Here is an 18513-nt window from a genome sequence, read left to right as displayed (position 1 = left end):
TTCAGCGACTTTTGACGCAGTAGCCGCTCGAGCTGTACCAGCCCAGCGGGCAGGAGTTGCCGGTCTTCGGGATCGCCTCCTGGTCGTTGCTGGGGCTGCTGACGCAGTAGTTGCCAGACGAATAAAAGCCCAGCGGGCAGCCCCCGCCCACCTTTTCAATGGCGCCGCGGGTGTTACCACCAGAGCTCGGAACGCAGTAGCCGCCGGAGCTGTAGTAGCCGAGGGGGCAGCCACCTACCTTTGGCAGCGGTTCCACAGACTGCTGGGCCAGGGCCGATGCGCTGGCCACGGTGAATACCAGCATCAGCCATAGCTGAGGTGGCTGTATCGACACTCCGATACGACTGTCATTTTCTGAAGCCTTTTTAGGGAAGGAATCACTCGGCCGGGGTTGAAACGAGACGCTCAATGCAATGCGCTGATGATGGGCTGATGGCTTCCCGAGACGCGCTGGAATTAACGGCAAGGGCAACGGTGTCAGCCACCATCAGCCTCTTGCACGGTGCCGAGATGCTTTTCGGCGGCGGCAGGGCTCATGCCAACGAGGTTGCAGCAGCAATGTTTTGCGGCCGGATCCGTCACCTAGTGGTGGATCCGATCTACATGGGCCGCACGATCACGGGCCTGGAGCAGTGGGCGTGCGCCAGTTCCAGCGGGGTGAACGTGCGGCAGGCTCCCTATCCGGTAGTGGTCTGCAATGGCATCGGCCAGTGCTGGCAGGTGGCCTGGACGTATTAAAGGCAGTTTCGCGGCGAACGGAATCAGCCACCAGAACCTGAAACGAGAAGTGCCTGTGCACCAGTGCCGCGGTGCAGCCCCACCTCACGTCTGATTCCCATGGGCTACAAAACCAGTTACCTCGTCTCCGCTGCGATGCGCCTCGCCGTTGAGAGCGTGGTGATCCCCGCCCTCCAGCAGGTCCCCGCGGTCGTCGGTCGGGCAATGGCCAACCAACGCTGGACCGTCCACCTCTACGGGCTATGCCGGGCGAATCCCACTGAAAGCTTCTGCTGCGTTACGCCAGTGACAGAAAGCGGGAACCCCTTTGGCGGTGCTGATTGCAGCCTGGCTCCGTCGCTGCCCGTGCTGGTGGTTCCCAGCCGTTTTGTGGCCGACCCGATGGCAGTCGTGGGCATCAGGCCCAGCAGCACCGCCGCCGCCATCAGCTTTCAGGAGAGCTGGATGGGTTCAACATCCCAGCTGGTGGTGGATGGTGCCGACCAGTCAGCTGGCGTAACCCTGATCCGGTTTCACCGGCAATCCGATGGGATGGAGTTTCTCGGTGCTCGCTCCCTGGCTGCTGCTCAGGCAGCGGCTGCAGCCCTGGCCCAGACCATGCCCCTCTGGCATCAATTGGTGCATCAGCCCCAGGGGCTGAACAGGATGCTGGCCCAGCTCGCATTCTGAGCCTCAACCGTCTCTGCTTACAGCGCTACAGAGTGATTCTTCCCGATGACGACAATGAATTCAACAGACGATCAAACAAGAAGGGTGAGTTTTGAGCTGAGCATTCCTTTGCTCTCGGCAATCGAGGCTGCCCGAGAGAAGTGGGGGTTCGACAGCAGCGCAGCGGTGGTTGATCTCATCCTCAGCGAAATCCTGCTAAGGGGCATTACAGACGATAAAAAAAGAAGGCTGAGTATTGAGCTGAGCATTCCTTTGCTCTCGGCAATCGAGGGTGCCCGAGAGGAGATGGGGTTCGACAGCCGCGCAGCGGTGGTTGATTACATCCTCAGCGAAATCCTGCTAACGGGCATGGATGATGCCCCTGAAGCCTCGATGCCATTACCTACGGATCAAGGAGGAGGAGAAGTTGTTTGATCACCGCAGCCAAGGCCCCCACGCAGATCCGCTGGTGCATCCGGGCTGCTGAGCAGGGCGGCAGCCAAAGCACCTTGGCGGGGTGAAAGCTGAGCCAGAGCCCGGTCCCAGGCGGCCGGATCCGAACCAAGGGCGGCGATCTGCCGCTGGTTGGCGGCCAGCACCTCGGCACTGGCGACCTTGAACGGGAATGCCGCAAAATCGCCACCCGCGGCACCCCGGGGGCGGACCCTGATGGTGAATGCCTCTCCAGGGTTCAGCGGTTCGATGGGCCAGGCCACAGGCCCTTCGATCGGCTGGGTAGAGCTGGCCCGTTGCCGCCAGACGATCACACCAGCGCGCTCGATCCGCAGTTCATTGAGCGGGCCAACGGCCTGAAGCACCGGCCTGCTCAGCCCGACCGTTGCACCGGGCCAGGGGCTCACCAGACAGATCGGCGCCCCATCACAACTGCGGCTGCCGCCGACGGCCACCGGCGGGTTGAGGCCGAGAAAGGCACGCAACTTCTGGATCAAGCTCAGCGACGGAGGCTGGCGCTTGCTGGCAGGCGGGTTGGCCTGCGCCTGCACGGAACCCTGCCAGGGCGATGCCAGGGCCATGGCAACGGTGGCGGCGATGGAGAGAACGATCGAGCGGTTCATGGTGAGAGGGCGACGTTCAGTCATCACGGCAGGAGGCGGTGGCACTGAGGGCCAGCAGGGGCAGCAGCAACGGCACCAACCAGAGCTGCCAGATCGCCAGGCTCCAGGCCAGCGGGGAGCACACCAGCACGAGCAGAGCGACCGCAGTCCAGCGATGCTGACGCTTCTCCAGCAGCGCTGCCAACACCACCCCCAGGGCAGCGGCAGCTGCGGTGCACAGGGTCTGCGAGAGCGGGGTCAGCCAGTGCTGCAAGTTGAGCGATTGGATCAGCACCGCTTGCACCAGCACCCCTGGCACTTCGCGGGCATTTCCGTTCCATAGCGGTTGGTCGCCGCGCAACAGAGCGTCCTGCACTGTGGCGGGCGCTTCAAAGAGGTCTTCTGACTGGTTGCCGAGCCGGCCGCTGGTGCCCACCAACAGCACAGGTGCCTTGAGCTGTGGCAGCTCGGCCGGTTGCACCAGGCGGATCTGCTCGGCCCAGTTGAGCGACCAGTCGATCACCCGATCAGCCGGCAACACAGGGACGCTCTGCTTGCTCAAGGCACCGGCGAAGTTGTCGCTGGTGATCGCATACAGCAGATGCAGGGGCAGCGATTTGAGCACCCCGCAAGAGCCAGCCGTACCGACCGCCAGGCTCTTTCCGATCAACCCTGCCGCCGCCAGCGGTGAGCTCTCCAACCAGAAGTTGCCGCTCTGGCCCTGGCAGGGCGCACCCAGCTGGGGCACAAAACCTCCCACCACCTTGCGGCCAGGTTGACGGCGCAAAACAGCAGCCAGCAGATCAGTGCCGGGGCGGGGCTGATCGAACACCACATCCAGACCCACCACAGGCACTTGCGCTGGCGGGGTTTTATGGAGCACCTCAGCCAGAGCAACCCTTGAGGTGTGATCCACCACAGCTCCACCTCCCAGTTCCGGGAGAGTGGTGGCGGGATCCAGCAGCAGCACCGTGATGGGGCTGGCGGCCCCTGGCCCAGGCTGCCGGGTGAGCTGGCGCCAGAGCCGCTGCACCTCCAGCCGCCGATCCAGCAGGTAGCTATTGAGCGGGTTGGCGGGGGTGAACTCCATCACCAGGGCTGCCGCCACAAATGCTCCTGCGGCAATCGCCTGCTTCCGCTTGGTGCTGGCCAATCGCAGCAGCAGCTGCCGTCGCCGCTGCAGGGGCAGCTGGAAGGGCTTGGCGATGGGCGTGGCGACTGCCGCCAGCAGCAGCTCGCAGCCCTCACAACCCTTGCGTTCAGCCAGCATCTGCCGGGTGTGAATCACGGCGGCCTGCAGATCGCTGCCCGCCTCCAGCCGCTTCAGGAGCTGGGCAAAGGCCAACGCTGCTGCTGCTGATGGCACGGGCTCCAGGAAACACACCGCCCAGTCGATGCCTGCCCGGGCCGCGTGCTGAGCGAGCTGCAGACCGCTGCAGCTGTTGAACAGCAACACGCGCAGCCCATGGCTGGCCGCTACCGCCAGATCAGCTTCCAGGGCTTGGCCATCGAGCTGGCTGCCATCACCCAGGTGCAATACCCCTCCATTGGGCCCGCCGCTGCTGTGGCCCAGGTAGAGCAGCGCATCCCAGCCGGCACCCTGGGCCAATGCCGTCCGCAGGGCTGCTGGGTTAAAGCCCTGACCCCGCAGCACGCTGAGATGAATCCGGCCGCTGCGTTGCTGCGCCTGCAGCCGCCCCACTTCGCCATCGAGGTGGAGTCCGGCCTCTGACCCCACCAACAACAGGATGCGCGGCTTGCGGGCCCGTACCGGAGCCGAACTGCCCGCGACAGGAGCGTCGCCATCGAGCCGCCAAATAGGTCGCCCCAGCGCCAAGCTCTCCCAGGGCAGGCTGCCGAACGTCTCATCGACGCCCTCCAGCCGCAGGGACAACGGCAGATCCGGCAGATCCTTCAACAGCCGTTGCAAGGGCAGCCAGGCGGAGCTGTCGATCCACTGCTGCAGACCCTGGCGCAACTGTTCGCTGTAGCTGCGAACCACCGCCGCGCCTTCCGGCCAGGCAAAGGCCGGGTCATGGTGCTTCAAGAAGCGCTGCCGCCACACCCGCTGCAGGGTGAGCAACTCCCTGGGGATGGGCACGACAAAAGCATCCTGCCGGCCGGGAGCCGCCAGAAACACCTGCAATTGGCCGCTGCCATCCACCGCCTGGCGAATCAGCAGATCGATGCGGGCGCCCATCAGCCCGGAAGCTGCAGGGGGGGCAGCGCCAGATCGCTGCTGCCGGGGTAGCTCAGGCGCACCGTGATCAGCTCCGCTCCCCCGCCGAACACCAGCTCGATCTGGGTGCTGCTGTCGGCGCACTGGCGTTGCTCGTGGCTGCCTTGGTGCGCCGTGATCACCAGGCCATCGGGCAGCAGGTCGCCAGCCATCGCGGCGGTGAGCCGCAGCACCAAGCCATCGGGGCGGGCTGGATCAGCACCGGTGGCCACCATCTGCAGCACAAAACGCTCCACGCAACCTTCGGCCGCCTGCCCGCACACCAGCTGGCCGCCATCGAGCCCCAACGGAATCGCAACCAGCGCCAGGGCATCTGTTTCGGCCGCTGCGGCACCACCACTGAAAAAAGCACCCTGGGTGAGGGGTTGCCACTGGGCGCCGAACACCTGCTGCAGGGCTCCATCGAGCTGCCCGCCGAGCCAGTCGGCCACGGCCACCACCTGACGCTGCAGACTCGGCAAGGCCACCCGGGGTAGGGCCGCTGGTTCGAGCAGCTGCACCAGCGTCAGCAGTCGCTCCACCCCTCCCTTGAAGGCATCAGCATCGAGCCACAGCTGATCACCGCTGCGCTCGGCCTGGCGGGCCAACGCCACAAACTCGCAGCCGGTGAGCACCCCAGCAAAGGCCACCACGGCGTTTTCCTCATCAACCTGGGCCGCCAGCAACAGCTGTGGTGCTGTGCCCTCCTCCCCCCAGGGCTTGGCATCCACTGCAATCTGATCAGCCGCGATGCCGCTGGTGGCCAGCTGCAGCGCAAAGCGGTTCAGACTCAGCAGCCGGCCGTCGTCTTCTGCAGCGGTTTCCGGCCCCAACGGCAATGCCTTGGCCTGGCTTGCCAGCACCTGCCGGAGCGCCTCCACCGCCAGGGCCCGCTCGCTGGGCCAGGGCTCATCCACGGGCAGCTCGATCGCCCCTGCGGGCATCGGCAGCACGTCCATCGGAGGGGTCGGTTCGGTCATGACTGGCTCAGGTGGTGTTGCACCCAACGGCGCAGAGGAGCGATGTCTCCTTCTCGTTCTGGCTCAAGCAGGTGATTCCGCAAGGCACCCGCCAGCCGCTCGGCGGCCTCCACGCTCTGGCCGCAGCTGGCAAAGGCCGGGTGACGCTTGAGCTCCATGGCGGCTGCGGTGGCGATGGCTGATGCGTGCTCCGACGGGCGGAGCTTCTTGCTCACAGTTCCGCAACTTGTATTGCAGCGATCGGCAAGGGGGCGGTTGGTCAGGCCCTCTGCCCAGCCAGCCCACAGGCAGCGCAGCAGTTTTGCGTTCTTGCCCGCGGTGGCAAGCACCTGGGGCATGTGCTGATCCATGGCTCGCTGCAGGGCGGCATCGATCAGGGCTTTGAGCTCGCCCCCTGAGGGCCCTTGCTCCTGTTCAGAAGCAGCCAGATAACTGGGATCGATCGCTTCAAAACCCGCAGCGGCGGCTTCATCGAGGCTTTTGCTGGCCCTGATCGTCAACAGCTGCCGAATGGCCAGGGCGATCGCCTTGAGCTGATCGCTGGTGGTGAAGGGATCTTGATCCGGTGCAAGCGCCCGCAGAAAGGCCAGATCTGGCTGCCAGCCCGATGCCTTGCCCGTTGCCTGCTTGTAGCTGAGCTTGGCTGCTTCATAGGGCAGGCCGTAGCGGCCGTGCAGGGCGCACAGGGCTTCAATCGTTGCGCGGCTTCTGACGTGCTGCGCGCAGGCCTGCCGCACCCGGGTGGGGCTGCTGTTGCTCAGCAGGGCCCAATCGGAAATCAGCAGTAGGCCGTGCTGCCTGAAGTACGCCTTGAGCTCGTTGTGGGCCTGGATCTTGAGCCGTGACCAGTGGGGCAGCCCGCATAGAGCAGAGTCGTAGCTGCGCAGCACCTCGGCCGAAAACGGGCTGATCAGCCCCGCCGGCATTGAGGCGATCTGGGCATAGGTAAACGGCGCCGTCTCTGACGGGCCGGTACGGATGGTCAGCTCGCCGTCGTCGTCGAGGGCATAGCTGGCCATCACCTCCACCTCGATGCCATGCAAAGCCTTGTGGACCTTGTAGGTGGCCAGCAACCAGCCATGCAAGGCATGGCTGATACGGCAACGGAGGCAGAGAAGCGGCAGTGGATCGGCTTTGACCTGGCTGGCCTCAAGTAGGTCCAGATCCAGGCTGCGGCAGGGTTCAGCCGTCTCACATCCCAGCGCCGCCAGGGTGGACATCACCAGGGGCTGCTCACGGGAGCGGATGCCCTCCGGGGTCAGCTGTATGAGTTCCTGGTACTCGCCCATGGCAGTGCCGGCCAGCTGGGGTGCGCGGTGCGGCCAGTCTGTACTGCTCAGGCATGAATCAAGCCACCTCGGCTAGAACAAGTTGAGAACCGAGAAAGGAGTGGAGCATGCACACCAGCCTGGGGTTCGGACGATGAGAGTCAATCCGTTGAGCCCTATGAGCAGGTGGCTGGTCATCATGTTCTTGATGGCCGCAGGCTTGGGGTCAACGCAAGTTGGCTTTGCAGGACCAGTGCTGGCTTCTGAGGCTACCTCTAATCTTAACAGCAATCAACCAGACATCAAAGCGATATTTGAACAGGCTGAAAAACTAAGAACAGAAGGCAAATATGGAGCCGCAGTTAATATCTGGCGGCAGCTGATGCCGATAATAGAGAAAAACTTTGGCATCGAGTCACCAACGGCATCGGAGGCCCTTTACATGATTGCCAGTCTGCTTGACAAGTCCGGGAGAACAACAGACGCCGAAACCTACTATCGGCGCCATCTAAAGCTTCAAAAAAAACTTTTAGGATCTATACACCCCGAGGTCTCTAAGGCGCTGTTGATTTTGTCTTTTAATTTGGAAGATCAGTTAAAATATACGGCCGCAGAAAATGCTCGCCGCGAAGCTCTTTTTATTGACGAGAGCCTGCTGGGCAGCAATGACCTAGGCGTGGCAACAACCTTAACACTTTTGGCATACAACCTAAATAATCAGGGAAGATATAACGATGCAGAGCAAGTCTTTCGAAGGGCCTTGGCCATAGAAGATCTAGCACTCGGGCAAGACAGTCAAAAGTACGCCACAAGCCTCAATTATTTAGCTGGTCTGCTTAAGAGACAGGGAAGGCTAGACGAGGCAGATTATTATTACAGTCGCTCCCTCTCGACCAGGGAAAAGCTTCTTGGCCCAAGTCATCCTGATACCGCAACTACGCTTAATGATCTAACGTTAGTCAAGATTGGCAGGGGGCGGCATCTATTGGCGGAAGAGCTACTTCTTCAATCTCTTGAAATATTCCGCAAAGAGATAGGTGCGGAAAGCCAGCAGTTTGCAAATGCTCTTAGCAACCTGGCAGTTGTTAGTAATTACCTAGGGAAATATGCTGAGGCCGAAAAGATGCTGCGTCAATCTCTTTTAATAAATGAAAAAAACTTAGGCCCCGAGAACGCTGGCCTCGCCGCAACTATCAATAATTTGGGATTATTGATGCAGGAGCTTGGGCGATACCCTGAGGCAGAATCTCTCCTGAAGCGCTCCCTTATTATTAATGAAAAAAATCGAGGACCTAATCATCCAGAAACCGCTAATAGCCTTAATAACTTGGGCGTTCTTTTGAGCGACCAAGGTCGGCATGCGGCTGCTAACTTGCTCTACCGCAGGTCTCTAGCGATAGAAAGCAAGAGCTCGAATAATGATTATTTAAGAATGGGCTCGCTTTACGCCAATATGTCGCGCGAGCACGCCATAGCAGGGCAATATTCAGAAGCTCTGATGCTGATAACCAAGTCTCTAGCTATGGAGTTCACGTGGCTCACGCGTGAAGCGCCACCATTACCATCAGAGCTACGTTCGAAATTTCTTGATCAGCTCTCTCAAAACTGGCAAATTCCTTTTGGATGGATTGAAAGCCATCCACCCGCTGCCGAGCTTGCGCTAAATACCCGCCTCAACCGCCAGGGGCTGCTTCTGGAGATCGAGCAGCGTCAGGGCTTGCTTCTCAATTCACCCGGCGTCGATCAAGCCAAAGTGGAGCAGCTGCAGGCACTGACGCAGCAACTGGCCTCTGTTTCATTACCCCCTGAACACCGCGCTGCGGCACGCGACCAACGGGATCGCCTGCAGAGCGAGCTGTACCGCCAGATCCCAGAGCTCCAGATCCAGCTTGTCACTCCGCTTGAGGTGGCCAAGGCATTGCCTGCCGATGGTGTGCTGGTGGAGTTTCAGCGCTACCGGTCTTGGGACGGCCGCAAGCCGAAAAATCAACGCTGGGGTGAAGCCCAGTACATCGCCTTGGTGCTTAAGCCCAGCGGCAGCATCAGCTCAATGCCTCTGGGGCCAGCGGCGGCCATTGAAGCCACGGTTCACAAGGGGCTCAGTGCTTCAGCAGAGGATCTCACCGACGCGGAAGCGGTCTGGGCGCAGCTAAGCAACCAGGTGCTCAAGCCGCTGCTGCCCCAGCTCAGCGGCAGCCGGCAGTGGTTTCTCTCTCCAGACGGTGAACTGAACCGGGTGCCATTTGCGGCGCTGCCAGCTCCGCAGCAGCCCAGCACCCCCTTGGCCAAGGTCGTGCAGTTGCGGCTGCTCACGACGGGCCGGGAATTGGTGCGTCTACAGCAACCAGCGCCGCCGAGCACTGCGGCGCTGGTGATGGCCAACCCCAGCTACGACCGCGCCAACGCCAAACCAACTCCAGCAACAAGGCCTGATACGGACACCAATGGGGCCCAGCGGCGTTCGGCTGAACTAGGCAGCAGCCGGTGGAACCCCCTTCCTGCCACCCAACGGGAGGGCCAGCAAGTGGCCAGCCTGCTGGGCAGCGGATTGATCAGCGGAGCAGCTGCCACCACCACAAGCCTGCAGCGGCAGAAGGGGCCCGCGCTGCTCCATATCGCCAGCCATGGCTTCTTTGTGGCCGATAGCGAGAAGGAACCCGCCAGACCATTGCTGGCCTTGCAGGATCAATCCACCCTGTTGTGGCCTTTACGCGGTGAGGATCCCCAGCTGCGCAGCGGTCTCGTGTTTGCGGGTGCCAACCAGCCGGATGCCGATCCCAACGACGACGGCTATCTGACTGCTGCAGAAGCCGTGAATCTCAACCTCAAAGGCACCCAGCTGGTGGTGCTCTCCGCCTGCTCCACCGGCCAGGGCGATGTGCGCACCGGAGAAGGGGTCTACGGGCTGCAGCGTTCCCTCACCGTGGCTGGTGCTCGCAGCACCCTGCTGTCGCTCTGGAAGGTGGACGACGCCGCCACTGCCGAATTCATGAGCCGCTTCTACAAACGGCTCAAAGCAGGGGAAGGCCGTGCTGATGCCCTGGCGGCCGTGCAATCTGAGTTTCGCAGTGGCGCCGTCCGCGGCCCCGGCGGAGAAGACTGGAGCCCCCCCTACTACTGGGCCGCCTGGCAGCTGGTGGGCGACTGGAGGCCAATTCAGGGGCTTTGAGCTGCCCAGAGGTGCTGGCTTGGCATGACTCGGAATCAGCCTCTCCCGCCCAAAACGAGCAGGGGGTGTTCCGAGGCCCAGAAGCCTCTCCAATCCACCAAGCGTCATGCGTCGCCTCCTACTCGCTCTGCTTGCTGCAGCCCCGCTCGCCGCCCTCGGCAGTGCCCCTGCAGCCCAGGCCTATCCCTGGAGCTACTACGGCTACAGCTCCCCCTCCAGCAGCTACTACATGCTCAACGGTCCCAGTGGCTATTCGGGCTACGGCTGGGGCACCCGCAACATGAGCACCTACTCAGACAACTACGGCTCCACCACCTGCATGGCGATGGGCTCCAGCATCATGTGCTTCTGAGTCACCGATGGGCAGTTCGATGGGGACCCAGTCCAGTCACGGTGATCAAGTTCATGGTTCAAGCAATCCGCAGTGCAGAACGCCAGCGACAGCTGCTGAACTTGCCAGTATCCAGCGTAATGATGAAGCACGTCTTTGCTATGGGCTTGATCTGTCGACGAAAGCTCGTGCTGCGGTTTTCTACGCCGAAGAGCTTGAGCTCTCGATCTACGATCTGACCTGTGTGGCATACGCAGCACTGAGCAGTGCCGAGGGCGGCCTTGATGTGCTCGTCAAGCAGCAAGGCTCTGCTGCATCCGGACGCTGCGACATCGAAGCGCTTTACTTCTGGAGCGTGGCCACTGGTGGCCTGACGGGAGCACGCTTGACGCTTTGGGCGATGTTGGAGACGCCAACGGATCCTGGACTCTGGAAAACAGCTGCTCCCTGGGGGCACAATGCCACGCGCAAAGCGGCTGAATCTGCGGGGAGCCTTGAGCAGCGCCTGGTTGATCTGCAGAGATTAAAAGCTGAAAATCTCATCACGAATGAGGAGTATCGAAAACCGCGTTGCAGGGTCATCGATTCTATTTGAGTCCTGATCCTTGGCGATTTGTATGCCACAGGGTTTGGGAGATCCTTGAGAACCGCCTGGAATCAGCCGAGTGGTTCCAGAACGAGGAGCAGGGGACTTCTGCTTCCCGGCGCCATGCGTGTTTCGCCCCTATTGCTCCTTTCCCTTCTAATCACCAGTCCAGCATCAGCCTCATCCTATGACGCACTCTGTGGGAATGTTTCCTGCACGATAAGCCTCGATGCCAGTGGCATTTCCTCCCCAGCTGGCTTCATCCCCACACCCCGAATCGCGCAATGGTTCACCGGCGGCGATGAGAGCTTCAACGTTGGCAAAGGCACCGCCGGCGCACTTGGGGCGGCCACCCTGGGAGCCATCGGCGGAGGATTGCTGCTGGGCCCCATCGGGTTGATCGGTGGGTTGATCGGCGGCGGCATCGCCAGCTCCAAAGCAGGTCGCACGGCCGATCTCTTTTTCAACGTGGTGGGCTACGACCAGAGCGGTAAGAAGACAACCCTCAGCTTTCGCTTCGTGAATCCGAAGCCTGCCAACCGATTGAAGATGGAGTTGCCCATGTTCACCGGGCTGGCGATGGGGCAGAGCCGCTCCATCGAGGAGCTGCGAACCGCCGTGGCGGTTGGCTCCCAGGCCGGCTCGACGGCACCCTTGCCCGAAACTCTTGGCCCGAGCTCCGCGCCACAGCAAACCAAGGCAGGCATCCCTCTGCCGGAGTCGCTGAAACCTGAGGGGCCCGAACTCGTGCTTGTCGGATCGACCCGCGAAGATCAATGGCAGGCCTACCTCAAGCAAAGGGGCCTGGAGCAATGGGCCAGGAACAACCCCCAGCTTGCCCAGCAGCTCAAGCAACGTCTCTATCCGAATCCATGAGGCCTGAGGCCTTTTGGAATCACTTCTCACCAACCGGAACGAGAAGGGATCGAACACCACGCGGTCCAGAGCCGCCAGATCCATGAAAACCCTCCTCACCCTCCTCGCTGCTACCGCCACCATCGCCACCAGCACTGCCACTCTCGTTGAGCCCGCGGCTGCCCAGTGGAACTACTACGGTCCTAGCCAGCAGCAGCTGCGCCAACAGCGCAACAACGGCTGGAGCAGCGGCGACTACTTCGGTGCTCCCCAGCAGCCACGGATCCAGCAAAATCCATATGGTGGCTACACCCCCGGTCTCCAGCACAACACTCGCTACCGCCAGGGCAGCTGCGCCACGTACCTCAACTGCTGATTCTCATGAACAGCAACACGCCCCTGCGCACCACTGGAACACTTTTTGGCAGCCCAGCCGCCAACAGACCGTGGCCCCTGGGACCAAGCCCTGCGCGACTACATCCTGCTGGTCACGATCCTGGTTGCATTCCTGGAGGCCACCGCCCAGGATCTCAAGCCATTCCAGTCACCAGTACTGATGAGCAGCTAGTGGCAGCGGCCGTCTGCCACCTGGATGGGCTGCTCTCCTTCGCCTACCTAATTGTCGCCGTGCACCCAGGTCGGTGGTACCACCATCCTTTCGATCGGCGACGGCGACACCATTCGCGTCCGCCAGGCGGGCAAGGCCATCACCGTGCGACTGGCCTGTGTCGATGCCCCAGAAACAGCCCAGGGCCCCTATGGCCAGCAGGCCAGGGGCTACTTGCAGCAGCGGCTGCCTGTCGGGCGCGAGGTGAGGCTCGAGGTCAAGACCACCGATCGCTACGGCCGCTCGGTGGCCGAGGTGACCTCAGAGATCAACATCAACCTGGCGATGGTGGAAGACGGCCAGGCCTTTTCCTACCGCCAGTACTTGGGCGGCTGCGATGCCAAGGAGTACCTGGATGCCGAACACCGCGCCAGCAGGCGCCGCTATGGCGTCTGGCAGGTGCCGGGAGGCATCACTCGGCCCTGAGACTTCCGCCGCGGACGCGGCTCTGCGTCTATTCCCGATGGCACCACACCCGATGGGCGCCGCTACCTCTGCAACGAAATCGGCTCCTATGCCCGAGCCCAGGAGCTGCTGCGCCAGGGGCATAGCTACCTGGACAGCAACAGTGATAGGGAAGCCTGCGAATCCCTGCGCTGACTGAAGTTCAGGGGGTACGGGAACAGGAACCTCAGTCAGCCTCCACCACGGGCCAGAAGGCGTACTTTGAACTTGAGGGGAGGCGCGGTAGCCAACCCGTCCCTCACCCTCCAGAAGAGTCCGGCCCGGTCGATCGGAGCCGGTGCACACAACGGAGGTGCGATTGGATGAACCCACTCCAGTGAACTCGCTGGCGCTGCGTGAACGTCAGCCCGTAGCCGCAGACAGCCATATGCCACTTCTGATTTCCGCGTGTTGCCTCCCCGGGCTACATAAACCGGGCCGGGATCACATCCGAGAAGGTCAAGCCCCGAGCATCTCTTCTCCCAGACGTGATCTCCTTTCCTTCCCTGCCAGGCCCAAGACAGGTCATGCGTGAACCCACAGACACCTGACCGGCAGACCTTGTGTGAGGAGGTGACCGCCGCAACCGGTGCTAATGCGACCCCCACGGGGCGCCTTCTAAATGCTCTGCTGCTGAGATCTGCACTATGGCCTCATCGAACTGGGACCAGCGCTACCTCGAGGGCAGTGATCGCTGGGAGCTGGGCAGGCCGGCACCGCCGCTGGAAGCCTTTCTACGCACCGGCCGCCAAGCGCCCCAACCACCGGGCCGGGTGATGGTGCCCGGCTGCGGCCGGGGCCATGAGGCGGCCATGCTCGCTGAACTGGGCTACGAGGTGATCGGGCTGGACTTCAGCAGTGAGGCCATCCAGCGCGCCCAGGCGCTGCACGGTTCCGATCGCGCCCAGTTGCGCTGGCTACAGGCCGATCTCTTCGATGGGGGAGCGCTGGCGGCAGCCGGCATCACCACCGGCAGCCTGCAGGGCTTGCTGGAGCACACCTGCTTCTGCGCGATTGATCCAGCCCAGCGCGGCGCCTATCTCGACACCGCGCGGCGGTTGCTCGCCCCCGGTGGCTGGTTGCTGGGCCTGTTCTGGTGCCACGGGCGGCCGGATGGCCCCCCGTGGGGCAGCGACCCAGCGCTGCTGGAGCAGCAGCTAACGGCGGCCGGATTTTGCCAGGAGCTCTGGGAGCCGGCCCTGGGCTCGGCCCCCGAGCGCGACAACGAATGGCTGGGGCTCTGGCGATGCTGAGCTGCCGTACCAGCAGACCCTGCACACCAAAGCCGAAGGGGTAGCCCTGATGGCACCAAACGGGAAGACCTGCTGGTCAAGCGAGCAAGGAGTATGAGCAGCCCGCAATGACTATGGGACCTCAAATGTCAGACACTCTGAGTGTCGCTACATTGAACTCGTAAAGGATTTGAACCAACTTCCCATGCTCACCGGTACAGAGTTGCTCGCCAAAGTCAAAGAGCTTGGTGATGTCTCCAAATCAGAGCTCGTGCGTGAGTGCGGCTATGTGAGCACCAAGAAGGATGGCTCTGAACGCCTTAACTTCACGGCGTTCTATGAAGCCCTGCTCGGCGCCAAGGGCGTCAGCCTGGGCACCGATGGCTCGGGGCGAGGCACGGGCAAAGGCGGCCGCAAGCTGAGTTACACCACCAAGATCCAGTTCAACGGCAACCTGCTGGTGGGCAAGGCCTACACGGCCATGCTGGATCTCAAGCCCGGCGATGAGTTTGAGATCCAGCTGGGCAAAAAGCAGATCCGCCTGGTGCCGGTTGGTGGCCACGACGAAGAGGAGTGAGCTGAAAAGCACAGCTAAGGGTTGTGTGCATTTGTTGCGCAGCAGCAGCCTTGCCCCAGTGTTGCTTTCAAAGTGAAATCAAGGCACAAGCGATGCAGGTGCCGGCATGAGCGCCAGCCTCCCCATGCCCGGCCGCTCCGGAGACCCCCCGCACATGCCGGGGGGTTTTCTGTTGGGAGCCGTTAGGGACTTGAGCAGGGGCTCGGTGGCTCAGCGGTGCAGCGGACAGAGCAATGGCGCCGGCACGCGGCAGGTGCGCCAGTCGCCATTGCCGCTGGTTACCTCCACGCCGATCAGGCTGGCGGGATGGTCGGGCTCACTGAGATCGCCGATCCAGGCAATGGCATCGGCAATGGCTTCATCCAGGGAGCTGTATTGGCCGTCAAGCTGCCGGTGGGGCTCGCAACTGCCATCGATGAGGCGGTAACTGCGCTCGATGGGCTGGTTTGCGTTGCTACGCCGAGTAGGGGATCCGGTTGCCTGCATATTTCCCTTGCTGTCCCCAGCACCATGGCCAGAACCAGGGACGGCTGGCTGTATCGGGCGGAACCTATTGATCTGTCGTTACAGCGACTCTTCAGTCGCGGCGCAGTCGGCTCGGGAAGAAGCGGCGGTTGCCGCTGATCTGCTGTGCTTCTGGGGATTGATCGGCAGGCCCGTCGCCATTGGCCCCAATCGCCTCCCGGCAACGCTGCAGCAGCTCCTGCCTGAGCGCATCAGGGCTTTCAATGCGGATGCCGCCGCCAAAGGCAAACAGCCAGCTGCGTAGATCGATGTCGGCAGCCACGGTCCAGCTGGGTAGATCCAGCTCCACCGGGTAGGGATGGGTGTCGCTGGGGCTGCCAGGTTCGAGCACATGCGGTGCCTTGGGGTGGTGCCACCAGCTATCGCCGGCCAGCGGTTTGGAGAAGCGGGTGTGCTCGATCGGGTAGCGCTGCAGGCCCTCACGGATGAAGGAAAACGCCCAGGGAGCGCAGCTAAAGCGCAGGGTCACCAATGCCTGGGTGCGGCGCTGGGCTGAGCTGCTGGCCACCGCCAGCTGTTGGTCCAAATCGCCCCCGAAGAAGATGCCGCCGCAGTGGTGCAGCAAGCGCTCCAGCCGGTTCACCGCAGCAACATGCTCGTCACTGCTGCGGCGCAGGTCGCTATGGCTGTTGCGCAGGGCCAGGCGATCCAGCCGTTCGCTGCGGAGCAGCCCCTGCCCATAGCCCACCTGGTCTTCCTCGTAGAGGAGATACCAGCCCACGTTGTGGAAGATCAGCTGCAGCGGCCACACCCGCAGCTCGCCATCGGGGCTGCCTTCAAAGCTGCCCACGCCGGGGTAGCGCTGCAGCAGCACCCGCCGGTGTTCCACAATCGCCGCCTCAATGGCTTCTGCCCGCCTAGGTGCCGCCAGCGAATCGCGCCGCACCAGTTTGGTGTCGACCACCGCATGGCGGGCGTAGCTGCGCACCGGCGGCAGCCCGTCGGCGCTGATCCCCGACCAGCCCAACCGTTCGTCGAGTTCGGCCAGCAGGTTCTGGGCCGAGGGATCCGCCAGCCGGCCGGCGCTCTGGCGCACCACGTTGTATAGCTCCCGTAGACGGGTTGGTGAGAGCACGGCCGTGCCGAGGCAGTAGCCGTGGCGCACGTTGTCATTGCGGTTGCGGAAGCCGTATGGGGTGAGGATCTTTTCGAGGTCCTTACGCAACGTCGCCGTTTCGCCAGGTAGGTAGGCGCCGGGGATGGATTCGGTGGCGGCGATCAGGTGCTGGTGCAGGTTGGCGCCACGCCCTGCGGGTCGATCAAAGGGCACCTGCAGCAGGTGGCGCAGCAGGGTCATCACCCGCAGGAACACCGGCCCATCACCCATCGGCGGCAGGCCGCCATGGATGGCGCCCCCTGCGCGCTGAGCTGTGGGGATCGGCGCCAGCTGAATCGGCGCCGCACTGGGCACCGCACTGCAGAAGCCATTGGCCTCCAGCCAGGCCAGATCGCCACGGATGGCGGTGGCATCGGCGTAGCAGGCGCCATGGATGCGGCCCAGAAAGGCAGCAGCGCGATCCGCCAGGTCTCCTTCTGGCAGGGGCGAGAGGATCGCCTCCAGCTCCTCGGCGCTGGCCGGATCAGTGGCGGCCAGATCGGGCCAGGTGCTCAGCAGCTTGATCAGGAACAGCAGCCGCTCGAGATCGAGCAGGCGCGAGTAGCCATGGCGCTGCAGCTTGCGTTCGCGGTTGGTGGCGGAGCGGATGCGCCTATCCAGCCCGGCCAGTTCGGCCTGCAGCACCGGCATCAGCTCGCCGTGATGGGTTGGCACCACAGCGCAGATCGCCGCAAACCCCTCCGCCCGGCACGGCCCGAAATGGGGATCGGCAAGGGCAGCGGCCATCTCCTGGATCACTGGCACCGGCACGGCCCTCTGGCGCTGGCTGTTCCACTCCAAGGAGGTGGGCAGGTCGGTGTAGAGCCACCAGCCAATCCATTCCACTGGCGCAGGCAGCGGCAATGCTTGGGTGATCGCCAGCCGCCAGGGGCGGCGGGCATGGGTGGCATCGACGATCACCGGAGTGCGCGCAGCCACAGCCTCTTGAATGCGCTGATGCAGCCTCTGCTGGATGTCAAGCCAGGGACCCTGCACCGCCGCATCACCAAAGACTTCGGCGCGGATCACGTCGGTGGAGAGCACCAGCGCAGGGGCCTCACCGGGGCCAGTGAGCAAGGGCGCCAGGGCCTTGGCGAGGGTGGTTTTGCCGCTGGCGGGCTGGCCGATCAGCAGGTGGCAGCGCAGCGCCATGGGCAACCAGCAGCAGGGCGAGATCCTCCACTCTTTCGCACGAAAAACACTCTTACCAGGGTCCTGTGCGCTGACGCTGCATTCAGCAACATCCATACAGCCCGTGGCCCACTCCTGCAGCAGCGCAGCCCGCTCTTCCCCCCGGAGGGCAACGGGCACCTATGCCCCGCCCACTCCCTTGCAAGATCTGCACAACCTCGATTTTCTTGAGCTCTGCGGTTCCCAGGCCAAGGCCGGTGCCGCTCTTGCCGTGCATCAGAGCACCGTGTGCCGCAGCGTGCAGTTGATGCAGCAGCAGTTCCAGCTGTTGCCTGATCCGGGCAGAAAGGTATGCCGGCACGGGCACAGCGAGTGCCTCGACTACCTGCGGTTGGCCTATCGGGCCCACCGGCTGATGGGAGGTTTGCTGCGCATCGGCACCGACCTGCTCCACCAGGCCCTGTTGGTGGGCATCGATGGGGTGCAGCAGGTGCCGGCGCGATTTCGCAGCGGCGGGCACTGGGCCGAGCTGCTGCGCCATGGGCTGCTGGATGGGGCGATCGTGAGCTCCTTCTGCCTGGAGCGGCGGCTGCCCACGGGGGCGATACCCCAATGGGACGGGGTCGCAGCGCTGCCGCTGGGGCAGCTAGCGCTGCAGTTGCTCACCGCCAGCCCAGACACCCAGCGGGTGTTGCTGCCACGCCGCATGAGCATGCCCCTGCTGCACGAGGCAATCGAATGGCATGGCTACGGGGTAGACCAGCAGCCGGCGGCCTGCCCTGAACCTGCCGCCTGGCTGAAGCGAGCCCGGGACCGGAAGTTGGCGCTACCGGTATGCCCGGAGCTGTTGGGTGCTGGGTGGATTGACGCCCATGGCCTGACGCCCCTGGCCGACCAGCCAGCCTTGATTGAGCAGCTCTGGTTGTTGCTGCCCCAAGGGGCGGTGAACGGCTCAGCCCCGCGAAAATGTCTCAGGCGGCTGCGGAGTCAGATCGCCATGGCACAAACGCTGCAGGCGTGACAATCTCAAGTTCGTGGAACCTCCGTCGAGGG

Annotated in this window: 20 protein-coding genes; 13 read left to right on the top strand and 7 right to left on the bottom strand. The window is 63.0% G+C overall.

Features of this window, described 5'->3' with window-relative positions; genetic code table 11:
* Position 1: 1 nt before the first annotated feature.
* Positions 2 to 304 carry a hypothetical protein gene (locus H8F27_RS16585; RefSeq protein ID WP_197149598.1) on the bottom strand — a complete coding sequence of 101 codons (303 nt, stop codon included), beginning with the start codon at positions 302 to 304 and terminating at the stop codon, positions 2 to 4.
* Between the two features lie 128 nt (positions 305 to 432).
* Here H8F27_RS16585 and H8F27_RS16580 point away from each other — a divergent pair, with 128 nt between their 5' ends.
* The 3 genes from H8F27_RS16580 to H8F27_RS16570 all read left to right on the top strand — a co-directional run bounded on the left by H8F27_RS16580 (position 433) and on the right by H8F27_RS16570 (position 1821).
* A complete protein-coding gene (locus tag H8F27_RS16580; RefSeq protein WP_197149597.1) occupies positions 433 to 738 on the top strand; it encodes a hypothetical protein in 306 nt (101 codons plus the stop codon).
* 99 nt (positions 739 to 837) lie between these two features.
* Positions 838 to 1407, top strand: a complete 570-nt coding sequence (locus tag H8F27_RS16575) for a hypothetical protein (RefSeq protein ID WP_197149596.1) — start codon at positions 838 to 840, stop codon at positions 1405 to 1407.
* 84 nt (positions 1408 to 1491) lie between these two features.
* Complete coding sequence (locus H8F27_RS16570; RefSeq protein ID WP_197149595.1) at positions 1492 to 1821, top strand: hypothetical protein; 330 nt, start codon at positions 1492 to 1494, stop codon at positions 1819 to 1821.
* On the opposite strand, the gene H8F27_RS16565 is transcribed toward H8F27_RS16570, so the two are convergent.
* Genes H8F27_RS16565 through H8F27_RS16550 form a run of 4 tightly spaced genes read right to left on the bottom strand, consistent with a single transcriptional unit; the run spans position 1797 to position 6928 of the window.
* Positions 1797 to 2486 (bottom strand): hypothetical protein, encoded by a 690-nt coding sequence (locus H8F27_RS16565; protein ID WP_197149594.1) that lies wholly within the window; start codon positions 2484 to 2486, stop codon positions 1797 to 1799. The two genes, H8F27_RS16570 and H8F27_RS16565, sit on opposite strands and share 25 nt — an antisense overlap.
* Positions 2479 to 4641, bottom strand: coding sequence for a CHASE2 domain-containing protein (locus tag H8F27_RS16560; protein ID WP_197149593.1), 2163 nt, complete (start codon positions 4639 to 4641; stop codon positions 2479 to 2481). The genes H8F27_RS16565 and H8F27_RS16560 overlap by 8 nt, the downstream gene beginning before the upstream one ends.
* A complete protein-coding gene (locus tag H8F27_RS16555; protein WP_197149592.1) occupies positions 4641 to 5639 on the bottom strand; it encodes a hypothetical protein in 999 nt (332 codons plus the stop codon). The genes H8F27_RS16560 and H8F27_RS16555 overlap by 1 nt, the downstream gene beginning before the upstream one ends.
* Positions 5636 to 6928, bottom strand: a complete 1293-nt coding sequence (locus H8F27_RS16550; protein WP_197149587.1) for a hypothetical protein — start codon at positions 6926 to 6928, stop codon at positions 5636 to 5638. Before H8F27_RS16550 ends, H8F27_RS16555 begins: the two co-directional genes overlap by 4 nt.
* Positions 6929 to 7115: 187 nt before the next feature.
* Here H8F27_RS16550 and H8F27_RS16545 point away from each other — a divergent pair, with 187 nt between their 5' ends.
* The 9 genes from H8F27_RS16545 to H8F27_RS16505 all read left to right on the top strand — a co-directional run bounded on the left by H8F27_RS16545 (position 7116) and on the right by H8F27_RS16505 (position 14708).
* Complete coding sequence (locus tag H8F27_RS16545) at positions 7116 to 10076, top strand: CHAT domain-containing tetratricopeptide repeat protein (RefSeq protein ID WP_197149586.1); 2961 nt, start codon at positions 7116 to 7118, stop codon at positions 10074 to 10076.
* A gap of 106 nt (positions 10077 to 10182) precedes the next feature.
* A complete protein-coding gene (locus H8F27_RS16540; protein ID WP_197149585.1) occupies positions 10183 to 10428 on the top strand; it encodes a hypothetical protein in 246 nt (81 codons plus the stop codon).
* Between the two features lie 7 nt (positions 10429 to 10435).
* Entirely contained in the window at positions 10436 to 11002 is a 567-nt protein-coding gene (locus tag H8F27_RS16535; RefSeq protein ID WP_197149584.1) for a hypothetical protein, read from the top strand.
* A gap of 387 nt (positions 11003 to 11389) precedes the next feature.
* Positions 11390 to 11869, top strand: a complete 480-nt coding sequence (locus H8F27_RS16530) for a hypothetical protein (protein ID WP_197149583.1) — start codon at positions 11390 to 11392, stop codon at positions 11867 to 11869.
* 82 nt (positions 11870 to 11951) lie between these two features.
* Positions 11952 to 12224 carry a hypothetical protein gene (locus tag H8F27_RS16525; protein WP_197149582.1) on the top strand — a complete coding sequence of 91 codons (273 nt, stop codon included), beginning with the start codon at positions 11952 to 11954 and terminating at the stop codon, positions 12222 to 12224.
* A gap of 45 nt (positions 12225 to 12269) precedes the next feature.
* The gene (locus H8F27_RS16520; RefSeq protein ID WP_197149580.1) at positions 12270 to 12416 is read left to right on the top strand and encodes a hypothetical protein; all 147 of its coding nucleotides are present in this window, start codon (positions 12270 to 12272) and stop codon (positions 12414 to 12416) included.
* Positions 12417 to 12467: 51 nt separating this feature from the next.
* Positions 12468 to 12881 (top strand): thermonuclease family protein, encoded by a 414-nt coding sequence (locus H8F27_RS16515; protein ID WP_231596388.1) that lies wholly within the window; start codon positions 12468 to 12470, stop codon positions 12879 to 12881.
* A gap of 665 nt (positions 12882 to 13546) precedes the next feature.
* Positions 13547 to 14152: a methyltransferase domain-containing protein gene (locus H8F27_RS16510; protein WP_197149578.1), complete on the top strand. Its 606-nt coding sequence runs from the start codon at positions 13547 to 13549 to the stop codon at positions 14150 to 14152.
* A gap of 184 nt (positions 14153 to 14336) precedes the next feature.
* Positions 14337 to 14708 (top strand): AbrB family transcriptional regulator, encoded by a 372-nt coding sequence (locus tag H8F27_RS16505; RefSeq protein ID WP_197149576.1) that lies wholly within the window; start codon positions 14337 to 14339, stop codon positions 14706 to 14708.
* Positions 14709 to 14918: 210 nt separating this feature from the next.
* Here the strand turns inward: H8F27_RS16505 and H8F27_RS16500 are convergent, their stop codons facing one another.
* Together H8F27_RS16500 and H8F27_RS16495 are read right to left on the bottom strand one after the other, a co-directional pair.
* Complete coding sequence (locus H8F27_RS16500) at positions 14919 to 15194, bottom strand: hypothetical protein (RefSeq protein WP_197149575.1); 276 nt, start codon at positions 15192 to 15194, stop codon at positions 14919 to 14921.
* Positions 15195 to 15285: 91 nt separating this feature from the next.
* Positions 15286 to 17481: an AAA family ATPase gene (locus tag H8F27_RS16495; RefSeq protein ID WP_197149574.1), complete on the bottom strand. Its 2196-nt coding sequence runs from the start codon at positions 17479 to 17481 to the stop codon at positions 15286 to 15288.
* A gap of 103 nt (positions 17482 to 17584) precedes the next feature.
* Between H8F27_RS16495 and H8F27_RS16490 the strand changes: the two genes are divergently transcribed.
* Positions 17585 to 18481: a hypothetical protein gene (locus tag H8F27_RS16490; RefSeq protein WP_197149573.1), complete on the top strand. Its 897-nt coding sequence runs from the start codon at positions 17585 to 17587 to the stop codon at positions 18479 to 18481.
* Positions 18482 to 18513 lie beyond the last annotated feature (32 nt).

The organism is Synechococcus sp. CBW1108, assembly GCF_015840335.1.
Taxonomy (GTDB): domain Bacteria; phylum Cyanobacteriota; class Cyanobacteriia; order PCC-6307; family Cyanobiaceae; genus Cyanobium_A.
This window is presented reverse-complemented; position numbering and strand designations above follow the sequence as displayed.

What these genes read in the sequence shown, in the direction of transcription:
- H8F27_RS16550 (WP_197149587.1), bottom strand. Translation starts at nt 6,928, where the DNA reads ATGGGCGAGTACCAGGAACTCATACAGCTGACCCCGGAGGGCATCCGC.
- H8F27_RS16525 (WP_197149582.1), top strand. Translation starts at nt 11,952, where the DNA reads ATGAAAACCCTCCTCACCCTCCTCGCTGCTACCGCCACCATCGCCACC.
- H8F27_RS16540 (WP_197149585.1), top strand. Translation starts at nt 10,183, where the DNA reads ATGCGTCGCCTCCTACTCGCTCTGCTTGCTGCAGCCCCGCTCGCCGCC.
- H8F27_RS16545 (WP_197149586.1), top strand. Translation starts at nt 7,116, where the DNA reads ATGGCCGCAGGCTTGGGGTCAACGCAAGTTGGCTTTGCAGGACCAGTG.
- H8F27_RS16575 (WP_197149596.1), top strand. Translation starts at nt 838, where the DNA reads ATGGGCTACAAAACCAGTTACCTCGTCTCCGCTGCGATGCGCCTCGCC.
- H8F27_RS16585 (WP_197149598.1), bottom strand. Translation starts at nt 304, where the DNA reads ATGCTGGTATTCACCGTGGCCAGCGCATCGGCCCTGGCCCAGCAGTCT.
- H8F27_RS16560 (WP_197149593.1), bottom strand. Translation starts at nt 4,641, where the DNA reads ATGGGCGCCCGCATCGATCTGCTGATTCGCCAGGCGGTGGATGGCAGC.
- H8F27_RS16495 (WP_197149574.1), bottom strand. Translation starts at nt 17,481, where the DNA reads ATGGCGCTGCGCTGCCACCTGCTGATCGGCCAGCCCGCCAGCGGCAAA.
- H8F27_RS16565 (WP_197149594.1), bottom strand. Translation starts at nt 2,486, where the DNA reads ATGACTGAACGTCGCCCTCTCACCATGAACCGCTCGATCGTTCTCTCC.
- H8F27_RS16555 (WP_197149592.1), bottom strand. Translation starts at nt 5,639, where the DNA reads ATGACCGAACCGACCCCTCCGATGGACGTGCTGCCGATGCCCGCAGGG.
- H8F27_RS16505 (WP_197149576.1), top strand. Translation starts at nt 14,337, where the DNA reads ATGCTCACCGGTACAGAGTTGCTCGCCAAAGTCAAAGAGCTTGGTGAT.
- H8F27_RS16580 (WP_197149597.1), top strand. Translation starts at nt 433, where the DNA reads ATGGCTTCCCGAGACGCGCTGGAATTAACGGCAAGGGCAACGGTGTCA.
- H8F27_RS16535 (WP_197149584.1), top strand. Translation starts at nt 10,436, where the DNA reads ATGGGCAGTTCGATGGGGACCCAGTCCAGTCACGGTGATCAAGTTCAT.
- H8F27_RS16500 (WP_197149575.1), bottom strand. Translation starts at nt 15,194, where the DNA reads ATGCAGGCAACCGGATCCCCTACTCGGCGTAGCAACGCAAACCAGCCC.
- H8F27_RS16510 (WP_197149578.1), top strand. Translation starts at nt 13,547, where the DNA reads ATGGCCTCATCGAACTGGGACCAGCGCTACCTCGAGGGCAGTGATCGC.